Annotated in this window: 16 protein-coding genes; 2 read left to right on the top strand and 14 right to left on the bottom strand. The window is 53.8% G+C overall.

The window, feature by feature from the left end:
* Window positions 1–48: 48 nt before the first annotated feature.
* The 6 genes from PHACT_RS10055 to PHACT_RS10030 form a co-directional block, all read right to left on the bottom strand.
* Window positions 49–405: a hypothetical protein gene (locus PHACT_RS10055; RefSeq protein ID WP_070117605.1), complete on the bottom strand. Its 357-nt coding sequence runs from the start codon at window positions 403–405 to the stop codon at window positions 49–51.
* A gap of 111 nt (window positions 406–516) precedes the next feature.
* Window positions 517–1167, bottom strand: a complete 651-nt coding sequence (locus PHACT_RS10050) for a hypothetical protein (protein ID WP_211284391.1) — start codon at window positions 1165–1167, stop codon at window positions 517–519.
* Window positions 1168–1250: 83 nt separating this feature from the next.
* Window positions 1251–1544, bottom strand: coding sequence for a hypothetical protein (locus PHACT_RS10045; RefSeq protein WP_070117603.1), 294 nt, complete (start codon window positions 1542–1544; stop codon window positions 1251–1253).
* A 102-nt stretch (window positions 1545–1646) separates the two neighbouring features.
* A complete protein-coding gene (locus PHACT_RS10040) occupies window positions 1647–2069 on the bottom strand; it encodes a hypothetical protein (RefSeq protein WP_070117601.1) in 423 nt (140 codons plus the stop codon).
* A 621-nt stretch (window positions 2070–2690) separates the two neighbouring features.
* The gene (locus PHACT_RS10035; RefSeq protein WP_070117599.1) at window positions 2691–3020 is read right to left on the bottom strand and encodes a DUF1493 family protein; all 330 of its coding nucleotides are present in this window, start codon (window positions 3018–3020) and stop codon (window positions 2691–2693) included.
* Window positions 3021–3279: 259 nt separating this feature from the next.
* Window positions 3280–4296, bottom strand: a complete 1017-nt coding sequence (locus PHACT_RS10030) for an IS110 family RNA-guided transposase (protein WP_070117596.1) — start codon at window positions 4294–4296, stop codon at window positions 3280–3282.
* A 274-nt stretch (window positions 4297–4570) separates the two neighbouring features.
* Here PHACT_RS10030 and PHACT_RS16060 point away from each other — a divergent pair, with 274 nt between their 5' ends.
* Window positions 4571–4996, top strand: a complete 426-nt coding sequence (locus PHACT_RS16060; protein ID WP_317622259.1) for a phage integrase N-terminal SAM-like domain-containing protein — start codon at window positions 4571–4573, stop codon at window positions 4994–4996.
* Between the two features lie 254 nt (window positions 4997–5250).
* Here PHACT_RS16060 and PHACT_RS10020 read toward each other — a convergent pair whose 3' ends face one another.
* The 8 genes from PHACT_RS10020 to PHACT_RS16345 all read right to left on the bottom strand — a co-directional run bounded on the left by PHACT_RS10020 (window position 5251) and on the right by PHACT_RS16345 (window position 13570).
* Window positions 5251–5814, bottom strand: a complete 564-nt coding sequence (locus PHACT_RS10020) for a peroxiredoxin family protein (protein ID WP_070117590.1) — start codon at window positions 5812–5814, stop codon at window positions 5251–5253.
* Window positions 5815–5857: 43 nt separating this feature from the next.
* Window positions 5858–6265, bottom strand: coding sequence for a GFA family protein (locus PHACT_RS10015; protein ID WP_070117585.1), 408 nt, complete (start codon window positions 6263–6265; stop codon window positions 5858–5860).
* A gap of 56 nt (window positions 6266–6321) precedes the next feature.
* Entirely contained in the window at window positions 6322–6597 is a 276-nt protein-coding gene (locus PHACT_RS10010; RefSeq protein ID WP_070117579.1) for a putative signal transducing protein, read from the bottom strand.
* A gap of 22 nt (window positions 6598–6619) precedes the next feature.
* Window positions 6620–7285, bottom strand: a complete 666-nt coding sequence (locus PHACT_RS10005) for a LysE family translocator (RefSeq protein ID WP_083264500.1) — start codon at window positions 7283–7285, stop codon at window positions 6620–6622.
* Window positions 7286–7300: 15 nt separating this feature from the next.
* A complete protein-coding gene (locus tag PHACT_RS16785; protein ID WP_070117576.1) occupies window positions 7301–9571 on the bottom strand; it encodes a DEAD/DEAH box helicase in 2271 nt (756 codons plus the stop codon).
* 109 nt (window positions 9572–9680) lie between these two features.
* A complete protein-coding gene (gene glpQ / locus PHACT_RS09995; RefSeq protein WP_070117573.1) occupies window positions 9681–10742 on the bottom strand; it encodes a glycerophosphodiester phosphodiesterase in 1062 nt (353 codons plus the stop codon).
* 213 nt (window positions 10743–10955) lie between these two features.
* On the bottom strand, window positions 10956–13394 hold the full coding sequence (locus tag PHACT_RS09990; RefSeq protein ID WP_070117571.1) for a DUF5916 domain-containing protein: 2439 nt from the start codon (window positions 13392–13394) through the stop codon (window positions 10956–10958).
* A gap of 20 nt (window positions 13395–13414) precedes the next feature.
* Complete coding sequence (locus PHACT_RS16345; RefSeq protein WP_169819439.1) at window positions 13415–13570, bottom strand: hypothetical protein; 156 nt, start codon at window positions 13568–13570, stop codon at window positions 13415–13417.
* 91 nt (window positions 13571–13661) lie between these two features.
* Here PHACT_RS16345 and PHACT_RS16340 point away from each other — a divergent pair, with 91 nt between their 5' ends.
* The gene (locus tag PHACT_RS16340) at window positions 13662–13814 is read left to right on the top strand and encodes a hypothetical protein (protein ID WP_169819438.1); all 153 of its coding nucleotides are present in this window, start codon (window positions 13662–13664) and stop codon (window positions 13812–13814) included.
* Window positions 13815–13896 lie beyond the last annotated feature (82 nt).

Genomic DNA, 13896 nt, shown 5'->3' with positions numbered 1-13896 from the left:
GGCGTCCGAGCAGTGCGGCCTTTTTCTCGCTGCGACAACAACACCTTGTTAGCTTGCATACTTGACTGTGATTTTGTAGGTGCCCTCTTTGTCCTTAATTTCTAGCACGCCATCTCTTAGAGTGCTTAAGTATTGCCAATCGGTATTCATGCTGCCAAATAGCCCAAGAGCTTTGTATGCCTTGTACCCATAATCTTCCCACATAATATGCACTTCAGCTCTATTGTGGTGAATCGCAAACTGGCACTTGATAATTTCGCTATCGATTATCAACTTTCCACCCACTTCAGCGGATACACGTAGGTCTTCCATTGCACCTTTATATGCTTCGCCGACACCCATAAGGCTAAAGATAACTTCCTTAATAGCAGAGATTCCCTTTATTTGTTCCTTAAATTCAAGCACATAATTCTCCGTGTAAGCTAACGCCGCAGATCAGCGGCAAGATCGAGCTGGCGCAGCTTTTGCGTCAGCCAAAGGTGTGCCGGCTTGGTCTTGTCCGTCTGCATCGCATTGTTATACGTTTCTCCCTTGCGCTTCAAGAAACCAAAATTTACCGTAATTTATCCAATCCAACGAGTACGTCTTCTCAAGATTGATGCTTATCTCCCGTCCTCCGATCGGAGTCGACAACTGGATCGGTCCAAATGATGAGCCGTGTGAAATATCATAATCCCAGCATTTCGCATCCTTTCGTGGTGGGTGTATAAGCCTTTTCATATCATTCATGACCAGAGCCACTCCTTCTTGAACAATGCCTTCTGATTCGTATTGCTCAAGGAGGTGTAGATCCTCATAGACGTCCTTCATAAAGATATCTGTTGCCCCACGTTTACCTCCAGAAGCCGCCAATGTACGATAGCACTTCATTTCAATCGCTATGATATGTCGCTGGCTCTCAAACTCGCCGCTGAACAGGAGATCGATTTCCCGACTGCGGTCTTTTACCCGTACACCTGTTTCGAGCTCAATTTCAAACTTCTCTGCATCATGAAAGGTGATCAAAGGAAGAAGCTGTTGCAAGACATATGCATATTGAAGTTGCATTGACGCTTCTTTGTTGATCGAAATCAGACCGTTCCCCACTTTTCTGGAAAACATCACCCAGCTGAGGGAGATTGCTGCTCTCATTCGTTGGGAGAAGTCCTCTGCTTCTATACTAGACACAATGCTCCTTTAATAGGCAAAGCCGAACGATGCTCAGGAATTATTTGTTATGCCTCAGCCCGAAAAAGGTCATCCCCCTCGCTCTAGCCGATCTGAATTTCGGTTGGTGCTAAGACTGTTACAACAACCTGATCCTTCATCTTGAAGTTTTTGAAGAACCAATCTCGCAGTTCTGAACCACCATGAATCCTGGGTGTTCCGTTCAGGTTAGCCTCTCGATTCACCTTTCCAGTTAATATGCGCTTAGACGAACCGAGAAACAGCTTCACCTCTCCGCTCTGAGGCCTTACATACTTATCGACAGATACGCCGAGATTGAAAAACCCTTTTTCGTAGTATGTCTTGTGGAGAGTTAGATCATATGTTGGGAAAGTCATTTCATGTTCCTTGTCGTATAACGCTCTTGTTAATAGGCAAGTGGCATAGCCACTTGTCCTAAAGGCCGCTTTGCGGGCGATTGAACTGATTGTTAGCGAGCGCTACTCGAATAGGGATTCAAGTGAATTATTAAAGGACACGCTATTGATTTGCCAAAGGTCATTCGGGCGATATGCATCGATTTGCCAATAGATAGCGTGATTCTCAAATTTTTGAAGGTAGTAGTAGCGGGTAAGAGATTGACCGACACCAACTTCTTTAACAAACTCAGTACCTACCGAGGCACCAAAACGGCTTTCCAAAGTTGGCCACTGCGCCTTTACTTGCGCCGCCATCGAATCAATCTCTGCCGGCGGGATTGGCCAGTACGGCTTTATGGAATCCAGACCCTTCTGAAACTCTAAAGCAACAAACATACTGATCAGATTATCTGAAAAATCCCTGAGCCTTTCTTTCGTTTCGAACCCGTCTGCCAGTGTAGAAACTGGAAAGATTAGACAGATAACAAGAAAAAGCTTCTTCACTTCAAATTTACCTCTCTTTAGATACGCTTGTTAACGCCTCAATAACCGGCGCAGCTTTGCTGCGTCCGGCGCCATAGGCGCGAAGTTGATTGATTTGTTAGGTGTGAAAGCCATTTTATTCTGATGCTAGTTAATCTACTCACTCAATGTTGCTCTTTACTTCTTTGGCTTCACAATTTGCGTAGCGAATAGCTTCGCTTACGAAATCTTGCGCTTCATTAGCAAACTTTTCTGCGTCTTCTACAAAGCTCGATAGTTTTGAAAGATACGTATTGATCTGATCAATATACGAATTTATTTCCCATTCACTACAAGTGTGGGACCCACTGAACTGATAGCCCGAAAGACAATACGGAGGATTAGGCTTCAGATAGGAACTAGGTGGATCTGGAGCATCGGAATATATATTTGGTGAACTACAGTATGCGAGTACTTTATTAGAAAAACTGGCGACTAATAGAAATAGAACTAATGATCTTATGCTCATCTCACGTTTTCCATGTTACTACACCTAACGCCCGGCACAGCGGCAGCCGTAACGTAGCGGTATTGTGTTAATGTTTGAGCGCCAGCGAGTAACACAAAACTGCGTAGTGTAGGGTGTCCGACTGATGCCGTTTATTACATGCTGGCCCATTTTCCAGATTCCGCTGACTTTACGAGCAGCCCTACCGATAGCGGAGCGATGCCTTTAGGCTTATAACCTTTGATTCGCCGGTATAAATAGTACGGCCAAAGAACCAGAAAACCTACCGAAACCCCCTCAGGACCAAAATAGGTTTCAGGAATTGGGCTAAGGTCCACACCAAACCGAGCTGAGAACTCCTCAAGTAGCTCAGTCCCATCATCTCCGTCGACACCGAGATCAAAGTTGATCAACGTGTCGGGTGATATTTTCTCCGCCTTTACGCCAGTAAACTCGGATACAAACGCAATAATCTCAGATTCCATAAGGCATGTAACATCTATGGACGCCCCATTTTGTGCAAGCACTATTTCTACAACGAATCTGGTATTGCAGCCATCTATTCGGATTCATTTTAAGGCCTCGGCCCGATCCCGGATGAGCTTCGCTGGACTGGTGCTAATCATTTGGTCGTGCTTGAAGTCACGATGTTAGGGACAGCTTTCCCGGTCCACGGTCCTACCTGTTTCGTCGTCTTTTATAATGCCTACGCAAACCTTGACGTCAAAATCGTAAATTTTCGGTTTAAGCCGTCATCTCCTGATATCGACTTCCCTTGCTCAGTAGCGCCCAGGCAATCCGTGCCAACTTATTCGCTAATGCTACAATGACCACATTCTTGTGTGCCCGCAGTGAAAGGCTGACTAGCCAATCTGTCGTGGCCCGCTTCGGGTTCATATGCCTGATGACCGCTCTAGCGCCGTGGATCAACATTCGCCTCAAATATGAATCACCTCGTTTGCTTATACCCTGCAGGCGCTGCTTGCCGCCACTCGAATACTGTTTAGGGACAAGCCCTAGCCATGCTGCAAACTGGCGACCAGACCTAAATGCGTGACCCTGACCAACTGATGCAACAAGCGCCGACGCCGTTAGCCGGCCGATCCCTGGAACGCTTTCGAGCCGCTTACACGCTTCGTTTTCACGGCTGCACTGATCAATCTCTAGGTCTAACGATGCGATGTACTGCTCCAATGACTCAAGTCGATCCTGCATCTTACGCACGTGACGCCTCAGCAACTCAGAGCAATTGTGCTCGACCGACCCGTATTCCTGACTAAACCAGCGCTTCATTCGCGAGGGGCCGGCCGGAATAGTTATCCCGAACTCAGCGAGCGTTGCTCGCAGCCTGTTTATTAGTGCGGTGCGCTCTTTTATCGCACCTTCTCTCTCGCGGTGAACGAGCATGAGCACCTGCTGATCCGGGCTCTTTACTTCAACAAATCTCATTGTCGGTCGGACCAGCGCTTCGCAAATCGCTTCGGCGTCTGCCGCGTCATTCTTATTCGTCTTAACATATGGCTTCACATACTGTGGAGGCATAAGTTTCACTTCGTGCCCTAGCGCTATTAACTCGCGCGCCCAGTAATGTGAACTGCTGCAAGCCTCCATTCCAACAAGGCATGGCTTCAGCCTTGAAAAATACCCAATCACTTTTCCGCGAGAAAGAGTTCGTCGAAGTACAGGCTTTCCAAATTTGTCTGCACCGTGCACCTGGAAAACATTCTTCGCCAAATCTATGCCTATCGCACTGATCTCCATCGTTGATGCCCTCTTTTTGTAGTTGAACGGTACTTCAGACTACAAGGTTAAGAGGGGCGTCCATATCATTATTTGTATCGTGCGCACGCACGATTAATAGACGTTCCTGCACGTAATCTCAATACAGTCATACTTCAAAACCCACTTTCAACTATCTGAACACAAAAGTAACTCTGACTTTATGTCCCCAATTACCCCTGTTCAGCGTGCCCTCGTATATCTGGATAACTGTGCTATAACACTATCTCAAGACTTGTCTGAACATGGAGGCTCAATGCCAAGCCCGTTTCTTCAGGAGCTCGTCCGCGACATGCGGCTTCGTGGCTACGCCCTGCGTACACAGAAAACCTATCTGCACTGGATCCGACGCTACATCTACTTTATTGATCGCCGTCATCCGACAGACGCGGGCGCTGATGATGTTCGCGCTTTTCTGACTTTTCTCGCAGCCGACCGCAAAGTTGCGATAAATACTCAAAAGGTGGCGCTCAACGCGTTGGTTTATCTTTACCACAAGTTTCTTGACCAAGAACTCGGCGAACTGGGCTTCACGCTGGCTACCAAACAACGTCAACTGCCAACTGTCATGTCGTTGAATGAGGTGCGAAGCATCCTGAACCGGCTGACCGGCCGCAACCGTCTGATCATTGGGGTCCTCTACGGAAGCGGGCTGCGTATCAACGAATGTCTGCGGCTGTGAGTTCAGGACGTTGACTTTGATCGCCTCTCCATAACAGTGCGCGACGGCAAAGGGCGTAAGAATCGCCAGTCCTTTGGACCGGCTGATTTGAGCTCAGGGCTCAGACCTTCAGGCACGCTACCGCCAGTAAGGTGCATGACACCTTATTGGGGCTCTGCGTCAGGTTCTGGTGCGCTTGTACCAAAAACACGCACCAGACAGGTTGATAGCATATTCTGCCGTGGCAGGATATAGCTCGAGGCATTGAGTGCGGCCTACAGCGCCTCTGCCACGTCGAGCACCAGACTGAAGTCGGGACGGTCGCGGTAATCGACCTCGGCAAACTTGGCTTCAATGGTGCCATCTGCGTTGAGCAGGAAGATGCCGGGGTATGGAATACCGTAGGCTCGCTCGCCGGGTTCGTACTGGTCGTTCAGGATTCCGAGCGCGCTGAAATGCCGGGTTTCTTCATCGCGCAGCAGCGGGAAGTCGATGCCGTAGTCTATCTCGGCGTTTTTAAGGGTTTCCAGTGCGTCGTAGGTCATGGTGGCGACATTGAAGCCCATGGCTTCAAACTCGGGCGCTACTTCCACCAGTTGTTGCAGCTGGCTGATGCAGTAGGGGCACCAGTCAAAAGAACGGCTGAGCACCAGCACCAGACCTTTCTCACCCGTCAGGTCGGCCAGTGTGTGCACGCTACCGTTCTGGTCTTGCGCGGAGATTGGTGGCAGCTTGCTGCCTTCGGAAAAGTCTGGCGCCCATTGCCAGGACTGGGCAGTTGCACCCAGAGTGAACAGGGCAACAAGCAGCAGGGGCAAGGCTTTGATCAGGCGTGACATAAACGTCCCTCGTAGTGTGGTGAATCGAATCATGTTGGTCCAATCATACTGGTTTAGGCCGGTCGGACGGGTGGTTGACGCCGTCCATGACAATGACGTCGTCGAGCGCAAACGGGTTCACGCCCTCCAGACAGGCAATGTTGAAGCCGTATTCGGCGGGATTGGAGCGGCGCTGGTGGTGTGTGTAGATGCCGCAGACCTGGCAGAAGTAGTGTTTCGCGACCTGAGTGTTGAACTGGTAGCAGCCCAGTTTATCTTCACCCTGTTTAATCCGGATCTGGGCCAGAGTGGTTGTGCCCATGATGGCACCGCGGCGACGGCAGTAGGAACAGTCGCAGCGTTTGGGATCAACCACGCCTTTGGGCAAGTGCATCTCCATCTGCACAGCACCGCAGTGGCAGCTGAGCGGGTGAAATTCCTGTATATCAGTGTCGCCGATGCGTTTGATCATGCAGGAGCTCTCCGTTTGTGCGTTATTGTTGTGGTGCCCGCTTTGCTTCCGACCACTCAAGCCAACCAGGGTTTGTAGTCTGCGACTTTGTCGGCACCCGCCTCGTTAGCATCGGCCTGTTCGGCGCTGTTGTCATACTCGCGCACCAGATCAATGGCATTGTCGTAATCATCTTCGGCAACAAGCACATTGGCGAATCCGTCCATGGCCAGATCGCCCACCGCGCCTTGCAGATAGTGACCACCAACATGGGGCTCAATGTCATGGGCGCGCAGCATGCCAGCCACGATATGGGCTTCGATGATGTCACTGGCTCGGTAGACGATTTTCACGGGGCCTCCTGATGATGAGACCTCAGTATCGCAGAATCACCATGGCTGCGGCCAGCACCAGTATCAGCGCCGCCAGCACGTTCAACAGCCGTGTCAGCTCTTGTGCCTTTGAGGATTGCGCCAGCGCCCGCCCCGCCCGGCTTACCAGCCAGGCATACAGCAGTTTGACGCCGCCAACCGTGACCAACGTAATCAGGCAAATAACCAGAATATCCGTCAGCGTAACCGCGTCGAGGTCGACGAAGGCTGGGAAAAAGCCGAGGTAGAAGAAGATGGCCTTCTGGTCACCCAGTGTCAGCATCAGGCCGCTGCCGAAACTGGACATCAGTGACACGGCCGGTGGCGAGTTTTGTGATGCAGCGTCGGACGCGCCGGTGTTGTTACGCGAGCACCAGAGTGCCTGTGCCATCCATAGCAGATAGGCGGCTGCGACGTACTTCAGGTAGCTGAGGAATTCGGGATTGATGCTCCAGTCACGGACAGTATCCTGAACCAGAGCCAGCCCGACCAGGGCGATCAATATGAAGAGGATGTCGCCGCTAACCACACCAGCGCTGACGGCGGCACCGTGGCGGAAACCGCCACTGAGTGCGCGTGAAGTCACTGCCAGTACACTGATGCTGGGCATCGCGGCCAGCACCAGCATGGCGCCGGACAATGCGATCAGGCTGGCGAGTGTCAGGCTCACGGTTGTTGCCTACCCTCAGGGCTTCTTGCTGGGCGCCCGGCGTTTGCCCTTGTTTTTGTCCATGCGTACTTTGGGGCCACCGCGCTTCTTGCTTTTGGGTTTGGGCGTAAAGCGCTTTTCACCGGGCGCGCCGGCAGGCGCGGTGGTAGGTGCGGTGGTAGGTTCACTGAAATCCTCACGCGGGCGTCGCGCTGGGCGTTCGCTGGCAGCCGCCGGGGCACCGTCAGAACGGTCGGGGCGATTCTTGCGGAAACCTTCCGGCTTTGCACCGTCCTTTTTGAAGCCTTCTTTCTTGAAGCCTTCCTTCCTGAAACCCTCTTTCTTAAACCCGTCTTTCTTGAAGCCGGGCTTCTTGAAGTCGCCGCCAGCACTGTCGCGGCGTTCCTTGTTAAAGGCCGGGCGCTTGCGCTCGGGCCGGGTGTCTTTTTCAGCGGCGGCTTCGGCGGCGCTCATGCGCTCCAGATCCAGCGCCTGATTGCAGACACGTGTGCGCTGCAGCGTCTGGAACACGTCATCGGGCATGCCGTGCGGCAGATCAATGGTGGTGTGGTCGTCATAAATCTGGATGCGACCGATGTAACGGCCTTCAATGCCGCCTTCGTTGGCAACGGCACCAACAATCTCGCGTGGCGTCACGCCATGATCATGACCGACCTTGATGCGAAAGCGCTCCATGGCCACGTCTTCACCGTCGTCGAACTCGCGTGCTTCACGACGCTTGCGAGCGGGACGATCAGACACAGGATCACCGGTAAACTCGTCGTCATTGAGGGCACCAAACAGATCCTGCATAGGCGGTTTGCTTTTGACTTTACGCGCTGGTTTTTCCGCCGGCGCGCTTTTTGCTGAGTCGCGTGCGCTGGCCACAAACGCGTCAACATCGGGCGTGTTGGCCGCAGACTTGCCGGCTTTCACGGCTGGCGTTTTGCCGTAGCCGGATTTGGCCGAACCGACATCTTTGAACGAAGGCTCCAGTGGACGGTCTTTCTGCAGCAACCAGGCCATGGCGGCAGCGGCCTCTTCGATGCTGCAATTGTGTTCGCTGCACAGATCGGCGATCAGGCCTTGGAAGAAGTCCAGGTTGTCATTGGCCAGCGCGGCGGCAATGGTTTCCTTGAACTGCTGGCTGCGATGCAGAATCAGTTCGCCACGGGTTGGCAGCTCCATGCGCGTGACTTTTTTGCGCGTGGTGCGTTCAATGGACTGCAGCATGCGTTGTTCGCGCGGCGCCACAAACAGAATGGCTTTGCCGCTGCGCCCGGCACGACCGGTACGGCCGATACGGTGCACGTAGGTTTCGTTGTCGTAGGGGATGTCATAGTTCATGACGTGGCTGATACGCTCAACGTCGAGGCCGCGGGCAGCAACGTCGGTGGCTACCACAATATCCAACTGACCGTTCTTTAGCTGTTCGACGGTGCGCGTACGCAACTGCTGGTTCATGTCACCGTTGAGAGCGGCGGCTGAAAAACCGCGCGCATTGAGTTTGTCGGCCAGTTCCTGAGTGCTGTTCTTGGTGCGCACAAAAATGATCATGCCGTCGAACTCTTCCACTTCCAGCATGCGCGTCAGAGCGTCCAGCTTGTTGGTGCCCTGCACCAGCCAGTAAAACTGTTCGATGTTGGCATTGGTGCTGGTGGCGGTCTTGATGCTGACTTCAACCGGGCTGCTCAGGTACTTTTCCGCAACGCGGCGAATCACTGGCGGCATGGTGGCAGAGAACAGCGCCACCTGACGGCTGGGCGGGGTTTTCTGCAGGATCAGCTCGACGTCGTCGATAAAACCCATGCGCAGCATTTCATCGGCTTCGTCCAGCACCAGGGTCTTGATATCACCCAGATCCAGCGATTTTCGGTTCAGGTGGTCGAGCAGACGACCCGGCGTGGCCACCACAACGTGCACACCACGGCGCAAGGCCTGTAACTGCCGGCCCATTTCCTGGCCACCGTAAACGGGCAGCACATGGAAACCGCGCATGTTCTGGGCGTAGGTCTGGAACGCTTCCGCCACCTGGATGGCTAGCTCGCGCGTGGGACACAGCACCAGCGCCTGGGTTTTGGGATTGGTGACGTCAATATGCGCCAGCACGGGCAGCGCGAAGGCAGCGGTTTTGCCGGTGCCGGTCTGTGCCATGCCCACAATGTCGTTGCCTTGAAGCAAGGCCGGAATGGTCGCCTGTTGGATCGGCGAGGGTTTTTCGTAACCCACTTTGTTGAGTGTTTCTAACAGAAATGCGGGAAGATCAAGCTCAGCAAAGCTGAGATCCTGAACGGGTGTCGTCGACATAATGGTGCCTGCAGGCGCGGGGAATTCAATAAAAGGGCGGCGATTATACGCCAGAAGCACTCTGACGTACAGCAGTCACCCTGTTGCGAACCGCGCCCTGGCCGCGCTGTCAGTCGTGGTCGCGTAAAAAGTCGACGGCGCGGTCCGGAAAATCGGTAAACACACCATCAACATTGGCTTCAAACAGAAACAGTTCCAGCATGTGCTCAAAACTGTCGGCATAAGGCGGCACCTGGCCATCATCCTGACGGAAGGTGTAGGGGTGCACCTGCATGCCGGCCTGATGGGCATCACTGACCAGCGAACTGATCATCAGCCCATCAGGAGCAGAGTCGTAACTGATGATCATGCCTTTTTCCGGCCCCACGCCATCGGCGTAATGAGACAGCTCGCGCATGCCGCTGGCACTGAGCATCCATTGATAGGACTCGTCGTCACCCATCAGTTGTACCAGTTTCAGCTCGACGTCCAGCGCTGGCAGCACCTCATCATGTACGCGTTTAAGCTCATCAAACTCAAAGGTCTGCACATACACATTGCTGTCTTTGCTGGTGTAACCGAAGCGCTTCAGCTCACGGATCATGGCGGTGCTGAGGTCTTTGCCGTTTTCGTGATGAAAGGCCGGTGATTTGATTTCCGGGTAGATGCCGATGTCCTGGCCGGAGGCACGATTCATGCCCTGCACCATCTCCAGCTGCTCGGCAAAGGTATGCACCTGAAAGCTGCCTTGCCACAACGGGAAGCGCTGCGGGTAGATGGGCTGTTCGACACCGTTGTCGTCCAGGCGATAGCCTTCGGTGACCTTGAGCTGACGTAGCTCGGCCAGATCAAAATCCACCACATAGTGGCGGCCATCGTCGCGGGCACGGCCCGGGAACTGGTGACGGACATCGGTGTTGCGATCCAGCGTCAGGTCATGCCACACGATCAGCTGATCGTCGCGGGTCATCACCACATCCTGTTCCATGAAGTCGGCGCCCATGGCGTAGGCCATGGCAACGGCCGGCAGGGTGTGCTCGGGCAGATAACCGCTGGCCCCACGGTGCGCCACCACAATCTTGTCCGCCGCCTCGCGCTGGGCGTAAGCAGGCTCAATCGGCACTACATTTCCCGTGACCAGACCCATGACCAGGACTCCGCTCAGAATTCGCTTGATTGCTGCAGTTGCCATCAGTGTATCCCTTTTTAACCATAAATGTTGGTGCCGCCGACAATCCAGTCTACAACACTTTTATGACAATTCACTGACGCTTGCCACATTAAGGGCAGCGTAAGCGAGGCCGCCAGTGCAAGGCAAAAACAGGCGTAAGCGCGGAGCTTACTGTAAGTAAGTGAGCATCTTAAGCCTGTTTTTAACGAAGCAATGGCAACGACGGTAGCTTCCCTAGCTTCCCAGGCGGTAGCGGAGCTTAATAACCACGGTATCTGTTATCCGCTCACTCCAGGCATCAAACAGTAGGTCCTGATAATCCCCCGTTGCATTGCGGGGCAGGTTGCTGCCTCGGGTATAGACAACAAACAGATCCGACAGCGGTGCAATCTCCCAGCGATAACGAGCCTGGAAGCTCATCTGGCTGACGTTGAAATCACCCGATGCCCAGCCCGGTCGTGCCACCTGATTCAGATGCCGGACATCGGTCTGGTCGATCAGGTAAAACTCATCTTCCTGCGCCTTGATGCCGGTCCATTGCATGGACACGCGGAACTGCTGACGGGCATTGATAAAGTAACTGGCGTTCAGTTCCGGGAACCAGCCCACGGCGGTGAATGCGGTCAGGCGATTGTCGCCCTGATGCACCAGCCATGAATCGCGCACCCGGTAATCGACTTCGAGCCCGGTCGAGAAGCGGTCATTGGGCTGCCACTCCAGACCCAGGCTGTAGTTGATGTTGTTGGAACCCAGGTCTTCTTCGGAATTGCTGATGCCGACGCTGTAGCTCAGCGGCAACGAGCGGTCACTGCGCCAGGTAAAATCATAGGCCACGCGGTGAGGAATCTTGAAGGTGCCATTGCCACGACTCAAACGGTCATCCACGCGAGGTGGGAAGTAACGAAAGTTCAGGTTCAGCGAGGTGTTGTTCTGATAGGTGACGTTCTGACCAAAGAACAACCCCAGCCGCACAGGCCTGCCGTCACCGTTCCATTGGTTGATGACACTCATGCTGCGCTGGCGGCTGCGGTAGCGGGTCAACCCGGATTCAGTGACGCTCAGGCGGTAATCCAGCACGTAATGATCGTTACGCTGTACATAACCGACATCATTGATGTTCAGTTTGTCATCCAGAAATGTGCCGGTGATGGAGTGATCAATACCGCGCGAGGGCCGGTAGTTGAGGTCAAAAAAGCCGCCTTTGCCAGTTTCGTCATCAACATCACTATGCAGAAGCTGACCATCAAACACCCAGCGCGTGTCGCGCGAGAACCAGGCCACATCAACGCCGTTGACCGTGGCATCACGGTCCGCGTGCTGCAGACGCGTGCCAATCCAGCCGATGCCACGACGGCCGCCGCCGCTGGTGTCTTCGTATAACAACCGGCCAATGGCAAAATCACGCCCCTGCGCCTGCACGTTGACCCGCGAGCCATCAGCGGCGGTGCCACGAATCACGGTATCGTCTTCGCTGGCCAGCAGCGAGCCGTAACGCCAGTTGCCCTGGGAACCAGTGATCTTGACGGCGCCCAGCAACTCAGTGGGCGTGTTGCGTTCGGTGGTGCGTGTTTCAACGCCGGCCGGAATGTCGAAATCAGGCGCGGCGCCGATTCGCCGGGTGTTGAGCACGGTGGTGGGCCCAAACGGACCGCCACTGGCACGCGGCGACGCGGTGAACACTTCCTGGCCTTCCAGGAAAAAGGTGCGCTTTTCCGAGAAAAAGGTCTCAAATGCGCCCAGATTGACGACGATGTCGTCGGATTCAACGGTGCCAAAATCCGGGTTTAGCGTGGCTGATAGCTGCGTGTTGGAATTTGGCCGCCAGTACACGTCAGCACCGACCCGACCTTCACTGTCACCGGTGATATTGTTATAGGTCGCCGACGCATAGGGATAAAAGGTGAACTGGGTACTGGGCGTGACACCCTGCAATTCGAATTTCTGGAACGCCGACAGGTACTCAGGGTTGGTGTTGGGCAGAGCGGGCCATGACCAGGTCTCGTTTTCCGAGGCCAGCATACGCTCGGTGTAAATACCGATCTGACGGGTGTCGCCGGCATCCGGCAGCGCCATCATGCTCCAGGGGATAAAGATCTCGGCGGACCAGCCATTGTCCAGCTCCTGGGTCACGGCCTGCCAGGGACCATCCCAATCCCGGCTGATCTGCTTTTCCGGCAGAATGGTGCCGTCCGACATGGTGCCGCCCAGATTGATGCGCATATAGTAGCCGTACAGGCCTTCGCCGGAAGCATCTACGGAAATCACATAACCATCACGCTGCACACCGTCGTCACGCGAGCTCATGCGCGCGACCAGTGTTTCGGGCGGCTGGAAATTCATGACACCGACATAGATGCCGCGATCGTTGTAGAAAATGCGGCTATCGGTAGGCAACGAAGCCGGTTCCAGCGTATCGGGATTGATGACCCGCATACCATCGAACGGGGTCAGGTCCCGCCACACCGATTCAGTCAGGAAACCATCCAGTTCGATATCAGCAACGTCATCTGCAATCTTGGGCATCTGCAGAACATCGGCCGCACTCTGGGCAGAGGCCATGGGCGCAGTCACAACAGCAGACACAGAGAACAGGGCGATAGAAAGTGTGCGTAGCGCACCCGCGATTCGGAACAGTGGGGCGTGATGGAGTGCTCTGACAGAGAGAACCGGCATGATGGTCTGCTACCTTATTTTTAGTTTGGCGCGATTATATCAGCTTGCCTGACGGCCACCAGCCGCCACCTGCCAGAAACGCGGGCGCGTTTCACTTTGTCACAATGCGCCATAATTGCGCGATTGTCAGAATTGGACATGACATTGCCATATTTCATCGCAAATTTTTTGCTCATATTGTTGTCCTATTAAATGAAGGCCGGTGACGACAGCTCAGCACGGCCGATGTCATTCGTCAGTAGTTAGCAGTAGACACGAGGTATGCCAATGAGGTTATTCAAACGCAGCATCAATCCCATCTTCATTGAGGACGAGGGCTACAACTGGGGAAATAAGCGCGGAAAAGGATTTAAGGTGTTCATGTTCCTGCTCACCCTGACTCTGGCGGCGGGCGTTTTCATCACCATGGTGAATGCTTAATCAGGACACCATTGATCAGGCCACCATCAACCAGAGCCTGATCGCACGGATAAAACCGCGCGCACAAAATTCGCCGAGAAAG

It is taken from the genome of Pseudohongiella acticola, assembly GCF_001758195.1.
GTDB classification, from domain to species: Bacteria; Pseudomonadota; Gammaproteobacteria; order Pseudomonadales; family Pseudohongiellaceae; genus Pseudohongiella; species Pseudohongiella acticola.
This window is presented reverse-complemented; position numbering and strand designations above follow the sequence as displayed.